13 protein-coding genes are annotated in these 18,225 nt (G+C 44.9%); 6 read left to right on the top strand and 7 right to left on the bottom strand.

Translation table 11 applies throughout. The annotated features are described in order from the left end of the window. Window positions 1-91: 91 nt before the first annotated feature. The 3 genes from JMX03_RS09290 to purF all read left to right on the top strand — a co-directional run bounded on the left by JMX03_RS09290 (window position 92) and on the right by purF (window position 3,607). Window positions 92-1,126 (top strand): quinone-dependent dihydroorotate dehydrogenase, encoded by a 1,035-nt coding sequence (locus tag JMX03_RS09290; RefSeq protein WP_201596339.1) that lies wholly within the window; start codon window positions 92-94, stop codon window positions 1,124-1,126. Between the two features lie 65 nt (window positions 1,127-1,191). Further along, window positions 1,192-1,689 carry a CvpA family protein gene (locus JMX03_RS09285; RefSeq protein WP_201596337.1) on the top strand — a complete coding sequence of 166 codons (498 nt, stop codon included), beginning with the start codon at window positions 1,192-1,194 and terminating at the stop codon, window positions 1,687-1,689. Window positions 1,690-2,083: 394 nt separating this feature from the next. After that, window positions 2,084-3,607 (top strand): amidophosphoribosyltransferase, encoded by a 1,524-nt coding sequence (purF, locus tag JMX03_RS09280; protein WP_201574343.1) that lies wholly within the window; start codon window positions 2,084-2,086, stop codon window positions 3,605-3,607. Between the two features lie 150 nt (window positions 3,608-3,757). Here the strand turns inward: purF and JMX03_RS09275 are convergent, their stop codons facing one another. The 6 genes from JMX03_RS09275 to yajC all read right to left on the bottom strand — a co-directional run bounded on the left by JMX03_RS09275 (window position 3,758) and on the right by yajC (window position 10,605). Next, complete coding sequence (locus JMX03_RS09275; RefSeq protein ID WP_201574344.1) at window positions 3,758-4,117, bottom strand: AzlD domain-containing protein; 360 nt, start codon at window positions 4,115-4,117, stop codon at window positions 3,758-3,760. Then, window positions 4,114-4,752: an AzlC family ABC transporter permease gene (locus JMX03_RS09270; RefSeq protein ID WP_201577186.1), complete on the bottom strand. Its 639-nt coding sequence runs from the start codon at window positions 4,750-4,752 to the stop codon at window positions 4,114-4,116. The genes JMX03_RS09275 and JMX03_RS09270 overlap by 4 nt, the downstream gene beginning before the upstream one ends. 295 nt (window positions 4,753-5,047) lie before the next feature. Beyond that, window positions 5,048-6,442 (bottom strand): MATE family efflux transporter, encoded by a 1,395-nt coding sequence (locus JMX03_RS09265; RefSeq protein WP_201596335.1) that lies wholly within the window; start codon window positions 6,440-6,442, stop codon window positions 5,048-5,050. A gap of 307 nt (window positions 6,443-6,749) precedes the next feature. Then, on the bottom strand, window positions 6,750-8,030 hold the full coding sequence (gene secF / locus JMX03_RS09260) for a protein translocase subunit SecF (RefSeq protein WP_201574345.1): 1,281 nt from the start codon (window positions 8,028-8,030) through the stop codon (window positions 6,750-6,752). A gap of 9 nt (window positions 8,031-8,039) precedes the next feature. Then, window positions 8,040-9,917, bottom strand: a complete 1,878-nt coding sequence (secD, locus tag JMX03_RS09255; RefSeq protein WP_201596333.1) for a protein translocase subunit SecD — start codon at window positions 9,915-9,917, stop codon at window positions 8,040-8,042. 358 nt (window positions 9,918-10,275) lie between these two features. Beyond that, complete coding sequence (yajC, locus tag JMX03_RS09250; RefSeq protein WP_201574347.1) at window positions 10,276-10,605, bottom strand: preprotein translocase subunit YajC; 330 nt, start codon at window positions 10,603-10,605, stop codon at window positions 10,276-10,278. 693 nt (window positions 10,606-11,298) lie between these two features. On the opposite strand from yajC, the gene JMX03_RS09245 reads away from it, so the two are divergent. The 3 genes from JMX03_RS09245 to JMX03_RS09235 all read left to right on the top strand — a co-directional run bounded on the left by JMX03_RS09245 (window position 11,299) and on the right by JMX03_RS09235 (window position 16,481). Then, entirely contained in the window at window positions 11,299-12,411 is a 1,113-nt protein-coding gene (locus JMX03_RS09245; protein ID WP_201597981.1) for a CNNM domain-containing protein, read from the top strand. Window positions 12,412-12,592: 181 nt separating this feature from the next. After that, the gene (locus JMX03_RS09240) at window positions 12,593-13,087 is read left to right on the top strand and encodes a hypothetical protein (RefSeq protein ID WP_201574348.1); all 495 of its coding nucleotides are present in this window, start codon (window positions 12,593-12,595) and stop codon (window positions 13,085-13,087) included. Between the two features lie 388 nt (window positions 13,088-13,475). Beyond that, the gene (locus tag JMX03_RS09235) at window positions 13,476-16,481 is read left to right on the top strand and encodes a lytic transglycosylase (protein WP_201596331.1); all 3,006 of its coding nucleotides are present in this window, start codon (window positions 13,476-13,478) and stop codon (window positions 16,479-16,481) included. Between the two features lie 129 nt (window positions 16,482-16,610). Here JMX03_RS09235 and JMX03_RS09230 read toward each other — a convergent pair whose 3' ends face one another. Then, entirely contained in the window at window positions 16,611-17,828 is a 1,218-nt protein-coding gene (locus JMX03_RS09230; protein WP_201596329.1) for an MltF family protein, read from the bottom strand. Window positions 17,829-18,225: the final 397 nt, after the last annotated feature.

Raw genomic sequence — 18,225 nt, 5'->3', positions numbered from 1 at the left:
TCGCAGCGCTCTATTGTGGTCACCGTTTCATTGGTTTTTTTATTGAAACTCTCTCATTCATTATTTTATTTAAGCAGGGTTTATTGTCATTATGTCCTACGCCTTATTACGCCCGTTTTTTTTTAAGATGGACCCTGAGCACGCTCATGAAATGACCCTGTCTTTGTTAGATAAAGCCCATAAGGCACGTGCTTTAGGTCTGGCTTATGGTCAACCTATGCAGCCAACAGACTGTATGGGTTTGCAGTTTTCCAACCCTGTTGGATTGGCGGCTGGATTGGACAAAAATGGCGACTATATTGATGCGCTTGCTGAACTAGGATTTGGGTTTATCGAAGTTGGTACCGTGACACCAAAACCGCAAGTCGGTAATGAGAAGCCGCGTCTGTTTAGACTGAAACAAGCAGATGCGATTATCAATCGTATGGGCTTTAATAATCAGGGCGTAGACTATCTGATTGATAATGTGAAGCGCTGTAAATACAAAGGCAATATCGGCATTAATATCGGTAAAAACGCCAGCACGCCTGTAGAGCAAGCCGCAGACGATTACCTTTATTGTTTAGAGCGTGTCTATCCGCACGCCTCATATATCACGATTAACATCTCATCACCCAATACTGAAAACCTGCGTGACCTGCAAAGTGGTGAGGCCTTAACCCAGCTATTAGATGTGATAAAAAACCGCCATAGCCAGCTGGCGACAGAGTATGGTTTTTATGTGCCATTAGTATTAAAAGTTGCCCCTGATCTAGAGCCGCTACAAGTCGACTATATCTCACAGCAACTATTGGACTTTGAGATCGATGGTCTTATTGCCACCAATACCACCTTGAGCCGAGTAGGGGTTGAGGACTTGTCAGATGGTGAGCAAGCAGGCGGCTTGTCTGGTCGTCCTGTCAGTCATATTAGTACTCAGATTTTGCAACAATTCTCAGATCAGTTAGATGATAAAGTGGCGCTCATTGGGGTTGGCGGTATTGATAGCGGTGAAAAGGCCGTTAGAAAAATTAAAGCAGGTGCTGATATGGTGCAGCTATATACAGGGCTTATCTATAAAGGCCCAGGACTTGTACAATCGTGCGTACAAGCCATTGGTGGTTACTACGATGCTCATGAAAGCTAATCTATAGCCATCAATCAATTAAAGCCAAGTGCAAATAGAGCTAAATAGAATAATGGGACAGTAATATGAGTGGTCTGGATATTGTGATTGCCATAGTTGTTCTTATTGGCTTGTGGCGCGGCTTTCAAGTAGGTCTCATCAAGACAGCGGTGGGATTAGCAGGATGGTTTATTGCTCTGATTGCTGCCACACGCTTGGCAGGGGTGGTTTCTCCGCAGTTTTCAGGATTGGTACAAAGCCCAGTGTTGCAGATGGCAATGGCATTTTTATTGGTGGTTATCATCATATTAGCCATCATGCACCTAGTGGCGTTTGTATTCTCAGGCGTACTGAAGACCTTGCGCTTAGGGATGTTAGATAAAATGGCGGGTGGCGTGTTAGGCGCTGCCAAAAATGTCCTTGTCGTTTTAGTAGTACTCAGTGTGAGTGCGCCACTGCTAGTGCAAATGCCTCAGTGGGAGACTTCTGTCTTAGCGCCTGAGCTGCTACTCTATGCACCGATGGCTAAATTGATGGTGTCAGCTGCTCTAGGCGTTGCTTGTGAACAGGTCAATCAATCATAAATGGCAATCAGTCATAAATTGCAATCAATTATTCGTTTTATTGTTTATAATATACAACTCATCTTTTATCGTTAAACTATAGTCAGTTGAAACAAAACTGTCATAAGTTCAAAAGCGCTACTGGTATAAATTTTGCTTGCTTACTGCGTTCCCAGAGGCTGCGAAAAATTCACCCCAGTAGCGCTGTAACACTTTTAAATTGATTCTATTATATCTGAACGCTTATATCATTTGATCATTAGGAATATTAAAACCTAATCGCATGAAACAAGATTCATTGAAATCACTCTTAGTAAATAAACATCATGAGATTGTCGGTTCGCTGGTAGTTAGTACTGCCATCAAGCGTACCGTTATTGCGTCATCAATGTGTAGTACGAAATAGGACATAATTATGTGTGGAGTCGTTGGGGTTGCAGCTCATGAGCCAGTTAACCAAATTCTTTATGATGCCTTAACTATGTTGCAGCACCGTGGTCAAGATGCTGCGGGTATTGTGACTTTGCAAGATGGTCGCTTTTATTTGCGCAAAGAAAACGGCATGGTACGCGACGTATTCATGACTCGTCACATGCTCAAACTGGTTGGTAAGTTTGGTATCGGTCACGTGCGTTATCCCACTGCAGGCACCTCAAGCAGTGCAGAAGCTCAGCCATTTTATGTCAACTCTCCTTATGGCATTACTTTGGCACATAATGGGAATTTGACCAACGCTGAGAGCTTGGCTAAGTCTTTGTATCAAGAAGATCGTCGGCATCTAAATACCGACTCCGACTCTGAAGTGCTACTAAACGTATTGGCACATGAGATGCAAAATATTGGTAAGAAGTATCCAAAACCAGACGATATCTTTGAGGCAGTAAAAGCCGTTTATGGTCGCTGTGAAGGCGCTTATGGCGTGGTAGCGATGATTACTGGCCAAGGCCTCTTGGCGTTTCGTGATCCAAATGGTATTCGTCCATTGGTGTTTGGTGAGCGTCTGGCTGCTAATGGCGGCACCGAATACATGGTCGCTTCTGAATCAGTGGCTTTAACGGGTTGTGGTTTTACCATCATTCGTGATGTCAAACCTGGTGAAGCCATCTTTATCGACTTAAACCATAAGCTCCATACACATCAGTGCGTAGAGCAAAAAGAATATACACCTTGTATTTTTGAGTATGTATATTTTGCGCGCCCAGATTCGATTATGGATAATATCTCTGTTTACAAATCACGCCTGCGTATGGGTGAGAAGTTGGGGCAAAAAATCCTTAATGAGTGGGGCGAAGATCATGATATCGACGTTGTGATTCCGATTCCAGATACCTCCCGCACCTCAGCGATGGAGTTGGCTCTGAAGATGAATATCAAGTACCGTGAAGGATTTATGAAAAACCGTTATATCGGTCGTACGTTTATTATGCCAGGTCAGCAGCAACGCAAAAAGTCCGTCCGTCAAAAGCTGAGTGCAGTGCCTTTAGAGTTTAAAGGCAAAAATGTCTTGCTCGTAGATGACTCTATCGTGCGCGGGACTACCTGTCATGAGATTATCCAAATGGCACGCGATGCGGGTGCCAAAAAGGTGTTTTTTGCCAGTGCTGCGCCACCTGTAAAATATCCTAACGTCTACGGCATTGATATGCCCGTACGTAGTGAGCTTATCGCCTCAGGCCATAGTGTCGAAGAGGTGCGTCAGATTATCGGTGCTGATCGTCTGATTTTTCAAGATTTAGACGACCTAATTGATGCGGTAAAAGATACCAAACATAGCCGCGTTGAAGGCTTTGATTGTGCAGTGTTCAATGGTTGTTATATCACTGGTCAAATCAATGAAGCCTATCTTGAGCATCTTCAAGAGCAGCGTAATGATAGTGCTAAAGGCGTACAAGTCGTCGCTGATACTTCTGTCGATATGATGGGTGTGGAAGAGCAGTAATCACTTTAAATAGCAGTTAATAAAAGGGGCTGAATTCATAGAATTCAGCCCCTTTTTTATCATTTGAAAGTCATTTGAAAGTCATTTAAAGGCCGCTTAAAAGCGTGATTAAAAGTGCGGTTATCAAAACAGATTAAACCAACCGATTCCTCAAGTTAAAAGACGGGTAAATAACCACAGCAAGCCGTTGAGCGCAGCAATACCGACAACCATGCTTACTAATAGTTGGCGACTGAGATGGTAAACGGCTAACACCAGAATTAAAGCCCCAATCTGTGCCAGTAATAGATGTAGCTCTGCACTACTCAGGCCGGTACTAGCAGACAAATCTTGATAAGAAAGACTGGTCAAAATTAATAGTACCATTACTGATAGCGGTAAGCTTTCATTTAGGCGATGTAGCCAAGGTGTGTCGAGGACTTTTTTGGGTATCAGAGCTGGAATAGCACGGGTAATGAAGGTGACGCCCGCCATGGCAAAGGTTGCGGCAATGAGATAACTACTGGTCATTTGGTTTCTCCTGCTTCTTTGCGCTGTATCCAAAATCCACGCGCCAAAATCATGAGCATGCAAATGGTAATAGCTACTAACAACAACCAGTCACTGGTAAATAGCGAAGCCATTGCCAAGCCAAGTACAGCAATGCCAATCGGGAAGTAACGTTTGATACTTTGAAATTGCTCATAGGCCAAAATTGCAAACAGACAAACAAGCGCAAAATCCAAATGTGGCACCAGATCATTGAGCGCGCTGCCTATCATTACGCCAATGATAGAGGCCAGCACCCACCAGCTTTGATTAAACAAACTGATGGGTAGTATCAGTGCGCGACGAGCTTCATTGGGTAAGCTGGTCATCACTGAAAAGGTCTCATCGGTAAGGGCAAATAAACAATAGGTCTTGGCTAGCTTATGATTAGGTAAATACTGTAGCAAGGGTACGCCGTAAAATACATGGCGTAGGTTAATGGCGGCAATATTGGTTGCAATACTGCCAATTGGCAATCCTGCGCTGAGCATCGGTAAGCAGGCGTATTGAGCAGCACCCGCGTATAGTACGACACTGAGCATGATAGTCGCCCAGATAGGCACCCCAGCGACCTGAGCCAGCACGCCAAAAGCAATGCCGGCTGGTAAATAGCCCATCGCCACCGGAATGCTCCTTTTGAAGCCTTCTGCCCATTGGTAGGTGGCGCTTTGTTGTTCAGAGTAAGTATTCACGTAGTATCCTACAATTATCTGATACCAGTCTCACAAAATTCGATAAGCAGTGTCAAACTCGCTGCGCCTACTAAAATGTAGTTCTGAAACTCGTTTGCTTAGCGACTCTAATTTTTGGAAATGGTATGACTTTATTTTTATTAAAAGGTTTTATCAAAGGTTAGGGGTATTGTTAATTAAATATGAGAGCAAACATTAGGGTCTGTTGAACATTCAAACATTAGACAGGCTGTAGTTTTTCATAGCTGCCTGTTTTGTGCGCATGGTACAGAAAGCCACTGAGAATCAACAAGCGTAATAACAGCAAAGCCCAGACACTAAGCCAAATTCCTGTCATATCCCATTGTTGGTACAGTAACCAGCTCAGCGGAAAAAACATCGCAGCCAATATCAAAGCCGCGTTACGAATGACATGACCTGCTGTTAAGCCAAAAAAGATACCATCGAGCCAGTAAGCACCCACGCCAACGAGGGGCAGCAGTACGGCATAACCTTGATAAGCCTTGGTCAATGCAAACACTTCCTCGATATTGGTCATCAGCTGCAGATAAGTTGGCATCGCTAGCCACCAAATAGTGCTTAATACAATGGCGAGGGCATAACTGACCACACCTGTCCGCTTGACGATGAGACGAAAGCGTGGCCAATCGCGCCGTCCAGCTGCTTGACCGCTCAAGGTTTCAGCGGATACGGCCACACCGTCGAGCGCAAATGCTGATATGCTCAGCACTTGTAATAAAATCGCATTGGCTGCTAATACCAGATCGCCACTTTGGGCGGATAAGCGCGTAATCCAAGCAAAGCTCAACGTCAAAATAAGCGTACGAATAAAAATGTCTTTGTTTAAAGAAAATAGCCTAAGCATCTTATCCTTAGTAAAATGCTGCGGATCTACTTTAAATAAAGCCGCCCAAGTCAGTTTTAAGTGCTGACGACTGAGCCATAATGCCAATACCACACCTGACCAAAAAGCGATGGTTGTGCCCAGTGCGACACCGACGATATCCAGCTGCATACCGTAGACAAAGAATAGGGTCAAAATAATATTCAGCACAGCGATAAAGCCCTGCTGATAGAGCATGTAGCGAGTCTTGCCTTGACCTGCAAACCAGCCAATAAAGGCAAAGTTCATGAGCTCAGCAATGACCCCCCAAAAGCGTACATCCAGATAAGTCTTTGCCGCCACGCCGCTGGCTGGGTTGGCAGATAGCGCTTTTAAGCCGAAATCTATGAGCCAAGGCTTTGCTATTAGTAATACCAAACCAATCATGACTGCCAGCAATAGCGCACGCTGCAAAATAGAGAGCAGTGGTGATGCTTGCTGCGGTGATTTTATATCACTATCGGCAAGTTGACCGAGTGCCTGCGCAGACAAGCCAGAAGAGGCATACTGCAAGAAGTTAAAACTCACAAGTATCAGAGATAATAGCTGTATCGCCAATCCCATACCTGCCAGTTTTGCCGCCTCATTCATATTACCGACGATGGCAGTATCAATCACACTTTGCAGCGGCATCGCAAGGTTGGCCAGCAATACTGGAACAGCAATGGCGATGATATGTTTGTAGCGCGTATCGATGGGTGATACTGCATTTGGGGGCGTAGTCGTTGGCATATAATAATCGCTTGTGCATAAAACACAGATAACGGTACCCGCCAATATACAGTCGAAGCACTTTAAAACCGCTACGGTGTTACCCGCCCTAGATGTACTTAGTGTACTATCTGCGGTCGGTCGCCTTGTAGCGATTTTAAAATTCCTTGACTATATTGCTTGATTGCGGGATAAGTGTGAGCTATCTAATAAGTGTAATACCGACATAAAGACAAAAGCACCTAACCTTAGGTGCTTTTATCATGCTATTTTACAATCTATTGAAGCTAAAAGTTAGCAGTTTTAGCTATCATTCATGGCGCTACGATCAATCTTGTTCGAACATCTTTGGATCATTAAACGTCACGATCTCTTCTTCAAACTCAGGCTTCACTTTAACCACAAAGTCATCACGTGACAAGCCCATTCTTAGCGGGATAGAGCTGGCGATATAGGTTGATGAGTAAGTACCCGCAAGCAGGCCAATAAAGAGCGCCACCGAGAACCAGTATAGACCATCACCGCCCAAGAACATCATCGCCAATACCACGAGTAGTACCGTTGAGATAGTCATGATGGTACGGCGCAAGGTTTCTGTTAATGACAAATCAATCGTCTGGCGCGGCGTAATACCACGAACACGGCGGAAGTTTTCGCGAATACGGTCATAAACAACGATAGTATCGTTCAATGAGTAACCAATCAATGCCAATATAGCCGCCAATACCGTCAAATCAAACGGAAAGCCAAATAGCGCAAACACACCGATGGTAACGATAGCATCGTGGAATAGCGACATCACTGCGCCAAGAGACAGCTTAAACTGGAAGCGTAGAGCGACATACCCAAGCATACAAAGTAACGCTAGTGCCAATGCCATTACCGAGTTCAAATACACTTCATTACCGACTTGACTACCGATAATATTAACGTTGCTAATATTGACCACATTATCAGGTAGGGTGAGCGCTTGCTCTAGGCTGGCATTGAGACCATCAACGTTATCAGACTGAGGAGGCAAGCGCACAAGTAGCTCTTCTCGTGTCCCTAGATACTGGACGATGGCATCGTTAAAGCCATTGTCAGCCAGTGCTTCGACAACTTCAACTTGTTCAACAGGCTGCTCATAACGCACATCTGCTGAGACCCCGCCCGTGAAATCAAGCCCAAGGTTTAGGCCATTGACGGCGATGGCGATGATACTACCAATGACCATTAATATAGATAGAATTGCCATTGGCTTTTCTAACTTCATAAAGGGGATGATGCGCTGATTGCCAATGGCTTTAATGCCACCTTCTTTCGCTGCCGCTTCATCAGCGGCGCTATCAACCTCTTGATTCAGGTCATTATCCACCGCAGCATTAGATGCTTGTGTACTCAACGCCTGATTGTCTTTGCTGCCTTTACCTTTACCGCTACGACGAGATTTGGTTTTAGTCGATTTTGCAGCGGTCGGGTTATTTGTCTGATTATTACTGCCCTTACCATCACGGCGCGGCTTGTTACGGCGACGACGTTGATTGGCATCATTTGTGTCGTTAGAATTGTTGCCTGAGCCGCCACCTGAGCTGCTGTTATTTGGGGGATTATTCTGTTCAATCGCCATGTTATTCTCCTAGCCGATGCTCAAACGTTTGATAGATTTACGCTTGCCATAAGCAATTTGTACCAGTGCGCGGGTGACCAAAATCGCGGTAAATAGCGAGCTGACAATACCAATAGCTAAGGTGATCGCAAAGCCTTTAATCGGACCAGTACCAATCGCAAATAAGATAAATGCAACCAATAGTGTGGTGATGTTGGCATCGAAAATACTACTAAAGGCGCGATCAAATCCTGCCACGATAGCGGATTTTGGCCGCACCCCATTTGCAATCTCCTCGCGAATACGCTCAAAGATCAGTACGTTGGCATCGACTGCCATACCGATGGTCAAGACAATACCAGCGATACCAGGTAGGGTAAGCGATGACCCTAAGATCGACATAATGGCGATGATAATAATGACGTTAATCGCCAATGCGATGTTGGCAATCACACCAAATAAACGATAAAACACAATCATAAAGGCAAAGACCAGCAAATAGCCGACCTGGGTTGAAAACAGTCCTTTATCGATGTTCTCTTGTCCTAATGAAGGTCCAATCGTACGTTCTTCAACGAAGTACATCGGCGCAGCAAGTGCCCCTGAGCGTAACAATAGCGCCAGCTCAGCAGCTTCAGCGTTGCTATCAAGACCAGTAATACGGAATGATGAGCCCAATACCGCTTGAATATTGGCACGGTTGATGACTTTGGTTTCAGCATAAGGTGTACGTACTTCCACCGTTTCACCAGTAGCCGGGTCTTCTTCATAAGTGACTTTTTGCTTGTTTTCAATAAACAGTACTGCCATTTGCTCACCGACAGCGGTACGCGTGGCGTTTTGCATGAGCTTACCGCCAGCGCTATCCAAGGTGATATTGACCTCAGGGCGACCGCTCTCATCCAAGCTGGTTTGAGCGTTGGTGACTTTGTCACCAGTGACGATTGCTTGACGCTCTAACAATACTGGCTGACCGTCAAGGGTTTTGAATGGGAAGGCTTCAGTGCCAGCAGGCGGAATACCACCCATGAAATTTTCACTGTCTTTTGCGACCAGACGGAACTCAAGGTTTGCAGTACGGCCAAGGACACGTTTGGCTTCAGCAGTATCTTGTACACCAGGGAGCTCAACGACGATACGGCTAGCACCTTGTGACTGCACCAAAGCCTCGGTCACACCAAGCTCAGCAATACGGTTGCGTAGGGTGGTCAAGTTTTGGTTGACTGCATAGCTGTTGATCTCATCGATAGTGGCATCGTTATACGCCATAATCGGCGACGGACCTTGGTCATCTATAGAAGACTGTAGGTTAAAGGTAGTACCCATCGTCCCTTGCAAGACGTTTTGTGCACGATTACGAGCGTCTGTATCGGCAAAATGCAGCACAATACCTTGCGCTTCAGTCTTAGTGCCTTTAACCGCTATACGCTCGGCACGTAACTCACGGCGCACATCACGACTGGCACTGGTCAAACGCTGCTCTAACGCCTTATCCATATCTACTTCAAGTACGAAGCGTACACCACCACGTAAGTCTAGGCCTAGTTTCATCGGCTTGGCACCGATATCACGAAGCCATTGCGGTGTCGTTTGTGCTAAGTTGAGCGCCACTACATAGTTATCACCCAAGTTCTGACGTAAGACTTCCTGTGCCTTTAGCTGTGTGGTTGGGTTATTCAGACGGACTAGGGCGCTATTGCCCTCAAAAGTACCATCATGAAAATTAATCCCAGCTTCCTCTAATAAGCTTTGTGACTGAGTCAAGATATCTTCAGACAGCTGAGTTCCTGCTGCAGCACTGGTAATCTGCACAGCGGGTTCATCAGGGTAGAGGTTCGGTGCAGCATATAGGCCGGCGATGAATAGCACGACAGTGATGAGTAAGTATTTCCAAGCGGGATATTGCATAATCACTTCTTTAAGTTGATAAAGTACTGGCGACGCAGGCCACAAGTCAGCAGATGGGAAGTTAGCGACTACAAAGACGGCTGCCGTGATTTATGTGAGCAATCATTTATCTTTGTGATCATCCGCTATGATAATAGGGTCTAAAAACGGCAGGCTTTGAGGCCATAGCGATAAAGGTAAAACTCACTATTAAAGCAGCATAAACAGATAATACTATCTGCCTGATGGGCTTATAGCAGAAAATGACCGTAATAGTTAACGGTCATTTCTTTAACAACTGGTCTTTAATAGCCAATTTGTAATAACTGGAGCTATTCGTATCGTATGAGTGGTTGGCGGATAGACATACCACGAGCACTTATACGCTTTCGATAGTACCTGCAGGTAATACCGAAATAACAGAAGCACGTTGTACTTTAATATCGGTATTGCTATTCAAGCTTACAGTCGCGTAATCGCCTTCAAGATGTTTGATACGGCCCATAAGTCCACCAGCAAAGATGACTTCGCTACCAACAGTCAAAGCATTGACCATAGCGCGATGCTCTTTGGTGCGCTTAGACTGCGGGCGGATGACCAAAAAGTAAAAGATAGCAAAAAAAGCAACTGGTAATAAGATTTGACCGAATAAAGAAGCACCTGATGCTGCAGTCTCAGCTGCATGGGCAGATTGGATAAAAAAGCTCATAGATTTTCTCAGTAAGTAACAGATAACAATAAAATTAGACGCATAGTAACAAAAATTCCCAGACTTGGTAACTGTTAATCATGGGATGTGCGTATTTTTCTTAGTGTATGGGTATACTAGGTCGTGTTGATAGGTCGTGTTGAACATTCAAAAACAAGCACTGCTGCTTGCGATTGGTTTATCAAAGCGTTTTTTAAACAAGGCGAAATCGACGACAATGCAGATGCCTTGGCTAGAGTTGCATCCTAGTATGAGTCAATTTTAGCATCAGCCTGACAAAATATTGTTAAATAACCGCATCAATGCTAATATCGAACGGCTGCTTTTATCTTGGCTTCGTAGCTAAAAGAATAGGCAGGCATGGTGTTGGTTCACGTATGTTTTTACGCAGAATATACCATTTAATACAGAGTAGACAGTATAGATAAGCTGTTATCTATTATAGTGATCATTTTCAAACCCTTATTTTATTCATTTTTTTTGTTTAGGTTACCTAACTTGTTCAACACAACTATGTCTACACCCCGTTTATATCGTCCACGCGCTTACCGTAAAGCTGCGTCTGCCAAACCTCCCCCGACAGTGCCACATCATAAGCGTTTTGGTACTGTATTAGCGCCGAATTCAAGGTTAGCAATGCTAATGGCGTTATCGCTAGTATTGTTGCCTTATCCAGCATTGGCGGCGAGTGCAATGGCTGAGCCTACCGCCCTCAGTGTGGTATTGCTGATATTCTTTGTGCTCTTAGCGATAGGGGTCTCTTTTGTCTGCTCTTTGGCAGAGTCAGTTTTGCTCAGCATGACCCCTTCATTTATCGCTGACGTCGAAGAAAGTAATCCAAAAAAAGCAAGCATGCTAAGAAGCTTAAAGATTGATAATATCGATCAGTCGCTAGCGGCTATTTTGACTTTGAATACGGTGGCACACACCTTAGGCTCTATTGGGGCTGGTGCGCAGGCAACGATCGTCTTTGGTAGTGCGTGGTTTGGGCTTTTTTCTGCGATCATGACGTTGGCGATTTTGTTTTTGTCTGAGATTATTCCAAAGACCTTAGGAACCGTTTACTGGCGTCAGCTTAGTGGTATGGTGGCTTATTTTGTACGCGGCATCATTATGCTACTGTATCCGCTCATTTGGATTTCGGAGCGTTTGACGAAGCTGTTGGTACGTGGCAAAAAAACTCAAACTTTTAGTCGTCGTGAATTTGCAGCGCTGGCTAGTATTGGCGAAGAGTCAGGCCAAATTGATCCGTTAGAGTCGCGTATTATCCGTAACTTACTGGCGTTTGGAGCGATTAAAGTCGAAGACATTATGACACCGCGCTCAGTGATGTTGGCATTTGAACAAAACAAGACAGTTGCTGAAGTATTGGCTGATCGTCCAAAGCTCACTTTTTCGCGGTTACCTATCTATGATGGTGACCTAGATAACATTACGGGTTTTGTCTTAAAAACCGATATGCTACTTGCAAAAGTGAATCATGCGATGCATAAACCATTGATTCAGTTTCAGCGCGAGATTACTTTTGTATTCTCAAAAATGAAGCTGTTTGATTTGCTGGAGCTGATGCTAAAAAACCGCCTGCATATTGCCATCACCGTGGGTGAGTATGGTGAAGTAAAAGGAGTGGTGACTCTAGAGGACGTGTTTGAGACACTATTAGGTCTTGAGATCGTAGATGAGATAGACCGTGTGGAAGACATGCAGGCACTGGCACGGCAGATGATGGATAGACGGGTAGAGCGCTTAGGCATGAAACTCAGTGACGACGAGCAAGATGATAATAGCAAAGCGAACATGCAATAATTAAAATTGGCGTTACATGGCTGTTAGGATTTAATGCTAGGCTAAAGCTATTCATTTATGACATCAGGTTTCACTGCAATAAAAAATGATGATTGATGGGTTTATGCAAGCCAATCAAAACAGTGATATAAGAAATTAAGCAATAAACCAAGCAACGAAAGTAATAACGCTAAGGATTATAATGAAAAAACTATGGCACAAAGGGCTATTTGCTCTATTGGTTAAAAGTGCAGGCGTTGCCACGATCGCCGCTGTCGCTAGTAGTGTTGCAATCAGTGCACAGGCAGCAACCATGACGGAAGATTTGGTAAAAAACTATGCCTCAGCAATGAAGTCAGCTGCCAATAGCAAAAGTACCAATCAAGTCGCGGCTCTCGTCTCTGATGATGCGCTGATTTCTTTGTCAAGAAGAGGTAAAACGACCAGTCTAGATAAAGACGGCTATCTAAAACTATTACAGAATAGCTGGAATCAAACCTCAAACTATCGCTATGAAATCAGCGTTGATAATATTGTTACTACTGGCTCTCAAGCCAAAGCCAATGTGAAAACGGTAGAGAGTTGGGTCAAAGATGGCAAAAACGTCTCGTATGTAACTACCTCAAGAGTCACGCTTACTTTATCAACGGGCAATGCGGTATTACTGCGGGCAGTGTCGCAAGTGACCATTGATTGATCAAGTGACTATTGATTCATTTAGAGCAATTCAGATTAACCCGATTAAACGCATTAGATTAAAAACACTGGCCGAAAAAAACCCATAAGAGCTGTGACTATGACAATCGTAGCGTTAATCTCCTGCTGAGCTTTGTGCTGCCGTTGTCGTAGTAATATCAGCAAACCTTATACCTAGCTAATCGTAATCTATAATATGGTTGTAATCTTCTGGTTGTAATTTATAGTTAGGAGCTGTGAAAAACAAATATGAGCGTGTTATTTTGGCTCAATCTATTAAAGGTGCACATTATCTTTCACAGCGCTATGGTTTTTGGTCTGCATTGCATACTATACTGTCATTCATCCTCATTTTCGTCATCTCTTGCTGCTAGGAAATAACCACTATCATGTCTACTGTGTCATCAAAACCTACTATACCTACCAAACCTCGCTCACTGATCGCTTTACCTTTGACGCTTGCGGTGTCGACCTTACTCATTAGTGCTTGTAGTAATACTTCAGCGGTAAAAAATACAGGCGTAAGCACGGGCTCGTCTACAGTGACTAAGCGTCCGGCCACACAAAGTGTGACTCGACCTGCTACTAGCGATGATTATTCGACTGCGTTTTTGGATGCAGAGAGTTTAGATGAGTTAGCTGACCTGCTAGAAGCCACTGACATGACAATGGTTGAAGACAATAAGCTTGCCATTCAGCAATACGGTGACTTGTGGAATCGTCTGCGTGCTGGTTATCGTATGAATGGCGGTCAGCCTATTTATAATCAGCGTATTGAAGGACAAAAAAGCTGGTTCACTAGCAGACAAGACTATCTAAACCGTTTGACTGCCCGCGCCAGTCGCTATATTTATCATACCGTACGCGAAGCTGAGCGCCGCAATATTCCAACTGAGCTTGCCTTGTTGCCTGTGATTGAGAGCTCCTACGATCCAAGTGGTACCAGTAGTGCCGCCGCTGCAGGATTATGGCAGTTCATCCCAAGTACAGGCCGTATCTATGGTCTGAATCAAAGTAGTACCTATGATGGTCGCCGTGATGTCATTGAGTCAACACGTGCTGCCTATGACTTTTTGACGGCCCTATACAACCAGTTTGGTAGTTGGGAGCTCGCATTGGCCGCTTACAATGCTGGTCCTGGCCGTGTACAAAATGCGATTGATGCTAATAAAGCCAGAGGTCTGCCAACGGATTATTGGTCTCTCAGATTGCCTACTGAGACTATGAACTATGTACCACGGTTCTTGGCGGTCGCCGAAATTGTTGCTAAGCCTGAGCAGTATGGGGTTTACTTGCCTGCTATTGCCAACCGTCAGCATTTCCGTAGTGTGCCTGTAAACTATGGCGTGAGCTTATCCGAAATCTCACAAATTACTGGTGTCAGTCGCGATGAGCTGGAAAGGTTGAATACCGCGCTGACGTCAGGACGTGTCGATGCCTCAGGGCCACAGCGTGTCATTATTCCTAATGATGTCAATCTCAATCTAGATGCCAAACTAAGCTCACTGAGAGGCAATGGCACTGGTAATGTGCTGGCCTCAAGTGGCATTACTAGTACTCCAAGCACCACACCAAGCTATAATATTCCCTCTTATAGTGGCAGCAGCACGTCGTTGCCGTCGACAGGTGGTGGATTGGCTGATTATGCCGCGAGTGCTAGGGTACCGCAGCAGACCACCAGTTATATCTCTCCTTCTGTCTCGCCAACCAGCAGCTCTGTCTATAGCAGTAATGCACCAGTGACTACTGAGCCACCGATTACCAGTAAGGAGACCAGTAAGATTAACGCTGAGCTCCAAAGCAGCAATAGCTTACCGACTACCTCAGCTCAGATCACTCAGAATAACACCATCGTGCAAGAGCCGCCGCTGAGTAAAGAAGAGCGTGATTTTATTGCCAATCAAATTCGCAGCAAAACGCCTGAGACGAATGTCATCAATGCTGACGGAAATATCAATTTATCAGCAGTGCAAACGCAGCAATCTATTCTAGAGGCCAGTGGGGAAGACAAAAAGCTGAGCTTCGCTAAAACGCCAGCAAGCAAGCCAAAACCACAAGGTACACGCAGCACTTATACCGTAAAACGCGGTGATACTCTGTCAAATATTGCCAGTCGTGCTGGTGTCAGCTGGCGTGATATTGCTGAATGGAACCAAATAGACGCCAGTGCAAACTTGTTGTCTGGCAGTACTCTATATCTGTACAATGCAAAACCAATTGAGCCTTTGAAGAGTGCCAGTACGGCTGCAGCCAGTCAACCAGAGAGCTATGTGGTGCAATCGGGCGACACCCTGATTGGCACAGCCAACCGTTTTGGTTTGTCAGTGACTGAATTGGCAGCTTATAATAATTTGAGCAGCCGTGCAGACCTACTGAGAGGTCAGAAGCTGTGGCTAGTACCAGGTAAAGTAAAAGCACCTGCACGCACGCCTGCAGCGCCATCATCAAAACCAAGTAAATCGACCACAGCGACGCAAAGCTATAAAGTTAAATCTGGTGACGGTCTGATTGCGCTGGCTCGTCAATTCGGCATCTCAACGGATACCTTAGCCAGTTTGAATGGCATGGGAGTGAGGGATTCGTTATACGTGGGTCAGATCTTAAAAGTGCCTGCCAATGTTGATATCTCAGCTGCCAGCAACACCACTAGCAGTGCCAGTGGTGCAAGCTCAGTAGCGACGACCAACTATAGAGTAAAATCAGGGGATACCTTGATTGGTATTGCTAATAGTGTGGGGGTCAGTGTGACAGAGATTGCGGCAGTGAATAGCAACTTCGATGCCAGAGCGCGCCTGCAACGCGGACAGAATATCAAAGTACCTGTTTCTAAAGAATTGGTGGATCGTCAACTGAATGATAAATCAGTCAGTTATAAAGTAAAATCAGGTGACACCTTAACGGGTGTGGCCAGACGTTACAATATCGGCTTGAGTGACTTGGCGGCGGCAAATGGTCTGAATACCAATTCAAACTTGATATTGGGTCGTACGATTACCATTCCTGCTAGTGGCAGCGTTGCAAGTAGTGCCAGTCAAGGCAGTAGTTCTTCAAGTAGCACTACTAGTACAGCAAGCAGCAGCGGCAAAAAGCTTGGTAACACTGAAAACTACAGAGTACAGTCAGGCGATGGTTTGATTGCCTTAGCACGCCGCTTTGGTGTTTCAGTGGAAGACTTGGCAGCGACCAATAATATGGCGGCCAACGCCCAGCTGCAGCGCGGGCAAACCATCAAAGTACCAAAAGCAACCGTGAGCTATACAGTGGGATCAGGCGATAGTTTGATTGGGCTGGCGCGTAAGTATGGCGTATCTACGCAAGAGCTTGCTGATATGAATAACATCGCAGCAGACACTATGCTACAGCGTGGTCAACGTTTGACGGTACCAAATCGTTAGTCTAAATTCTGAATAGAATATTGACGTAAAAAAAGCTGCTCTTAAATATAAGAGCAGCTTTTTTATGTGTGAATCTTTATTTGGCTTATTGTATTCAACCTGCTTTAACTGATGTATTAAGCGACTGAATTACACCATACGAGTTTTGATGGTTTCAAGGTAGCTTCTGATGTTACTGACATAATGCATCGCCTGTCCATAACGACTATTGGAGGCTCTGTTTTCTGATAGATAAGTATAGACGTTTGCCCAGCTCTTATCATCGAGACCTTGCTCGCTAAGTTTGCGCTGAATGCGTTTTACCGCATTGGGGCCCATATTGTAACCAGCCAATGCAAACCAAATACGATCCGTCTTTGGTACATCCGAGAAGCTTTCTTTCATCTCTTCTAGATAGCGCGCACCACCACCAATACTTTGATAAGGATCCACACGATCAGAGACGCCCATTGCTTTAGCCGTGCTGTTAGTCAGCATCATCAAACCACGCACACCTGTCGGCGACACAGCGTTGGCATCCAGATGCGACTCTTGGTAACCCATAGCCACTAGTAGCTCCCAGTCATGATTGTAGTTGCGCGCTTGCTCTTCAAACGAAGACTGATAATTGGGCAGCTGCTCAGTGAGTGTCTTTTTGAAATGGTCTTGACTATAAGCGTCTTTGAGCAACTTCTGATTGTAGAATGCAGCAAGCTTTTGGGTGTTTTCAAGCTTGATACTGTCACATAAGAAGTAGCTGGCTTTTTTTGATAATGGGTCATCAGCTTGAGTGAATGACCAGCTGACTTTAGGGTGCAAGCCATTGTTGGTCAAGCTTGCATCATAGCCGCAGCTGACATTGACAGAGGATAGATTGAGCTGGCTTTTTAGCTGAGTACTGGCGGTGGTCAGCGCCATATCAGCATCACCTGATTTGAGCGCTCGTAGCGCGGCTTCTTCGCTTGCATAAGCTTTTAGATCCACTTCAACACCAAGCTCATCAGCATAGCTGCGTACCAAGTCGAAACCAAAGCCATGTTGGAAGCCATCAGTAGCAAAATAGGTACTGTCTCCAGGGACAGCCGCGATGGTAAGAGTTTCCTCCAACATGACGCGATCATATGCTGGCACTTTGGAGTCCATCATAGTGAGACTGTCAGCAGGCAAGGAGAGTAGAGCAATACTAGATACTTGTGCCATTTTTTTTGTTTTGGCAAAACGCGCCGATACAGTTGGCGTAATAGGGTGAACGGATGAAACGATGTTACTTTCAGTGTTCAGTGTGCGCTTGGCTGGACGCAGTAGATGAGAAATACGGCGTTTGGCACCTTGTGCGGATACTTTTACACGATAAGTAATACGCTGCATGGATGTCTCCTGATTTTAGCCATCCTGCTTACCATAAAGGTGCCGCTGCTTCATAACGCTCTCTAAATAGCAGAGAAGTATGAAACACGCATCTTAAATGAAGGACAACTCAATAATCACATGAGCGTCACATCATCCTGTCTCAATATAGACGCTATCCATAGCCTATACTCGGCGGATAACGATTAAATTCTATTAGCAACCAGCAGATAAAGCACTCTACTCGCTGATAATGAAATTAATTACGATATAGCTGATGGTCTGGGTGTTGGCTATTAATCGTAACGATATTGGACATCAGTAAGGTCATGAATAAGTCATTGAGACAATAGCTACGACAATCATATGGCTTTATAAAAGGATGATTTATTCATCATTAAAGTCAATTTGATTGCAC

This window comes from Psychrobacter fulvigenes, assembly GCF_904846155.1.
Classification (GTDB): domain Bacteria; phylum Pseudomonadota; class Gammaproteobacteria; order Pseudomonadales; family Moraxellaceae; genus Psychrobacter; species Psychrobacter fulvigenes.
This window is presented reverse-complemented; position numbering and strand designations above follow the sequence as displayed.

Excerpts from the sequence above, each read along its gene's own strand:
- JMX03_RS09265 (WP_201596335.1), bottom strand. The coding sequence starts at position 6,442 with ATGCCAACGACTACGCCCCCAAATGCAGTATCACCCATCGATACGCGC.
- secD (WP_201596333.1), bottom strand. The coding sequence starts at position 9,917 with ATGCAATATCCCGCTTGGAAATACTTACTCATCACTGTCGTGCTATTC.
- JMX03_RS09235 (WP_201596331.1), top strand. The coding sequence starts at position 13,476 with ATGTCTACTGTGTCATCAAAACCTACTATACCTACCAAACCTCGCTCA.
- JMX03_RS09270 (WP_201577186.1), bottom strand. The coding sequence starts at position 4,752 with ATGGGCTATTTACCAGCCGGCATTGCTTTTGGCGTGCTGGCTCAGGTC.
- yajC (WP_201574347.1), bottom strand. The coding sequence starts at position 10,605 with ATGAGCTTTTTTATCCAATCTGCCCATGCAGCTGAGACTGCAGCATCA.
- JMX03_RS09245 (WP_201597981.1), top strand. The coding sequence starts at position 11,299 with ATGGCTGAGCCTACCGCCCTCAGTGTGGTATTGCTGATATTCTTTGTG.
- JMX03_RS09230 (WP_201596329.1), bottom strand. The coding sequence starts at position 17,828 with ATGCAGCGTATTACTTATCGTGTAAAAGTATCCGCACAAGGTGCCAAA.
- JMX03_RS09275 (WP_201574344.1), bottom strand. The coding sequence starts at position 4,117 with ATGACCAGTAGTTATCTCATTGCCGCAACCTTTGCCATGGCGGGCGTC.
- JMX03_RS09285 (WP_201596337.1), top strand. The coding sequence starts at position 1,192 with ATGAGTGGTCTGGATATTGTGATTGCCATAGTTGTTCTTATTGGCTTG.
- JMX03_RS09240 (WP_201574348.1), top strand. The coding sequence starts at position 12,593 with ATGAAAAAACTATGGCACAAAGGGCTATTTGCTCTATTGGTTAAAAGT.
- purF (WP_201574343.1), top strand. The coding sequence starts at position 2,084 with ATGTGTGGAGTCGTTGGGGTTGCAGCTCATGAGCCAGTTAACCAAATT.
- secF (WP_201574345.1), bottom strand. The coding sequence starts at position 8,030 with ATGGCGATTGAACAGAATAATCCCCCAAATAACAGCAGCTCAGGTGGC.
- JMX03_RS09290 (WP_201596339.1), top strand. The coding sequence starts at position 92 with ATGTCCTACGCCTTATTACGCCCGTTTTTTTTTAAGATGGACCCTGAG.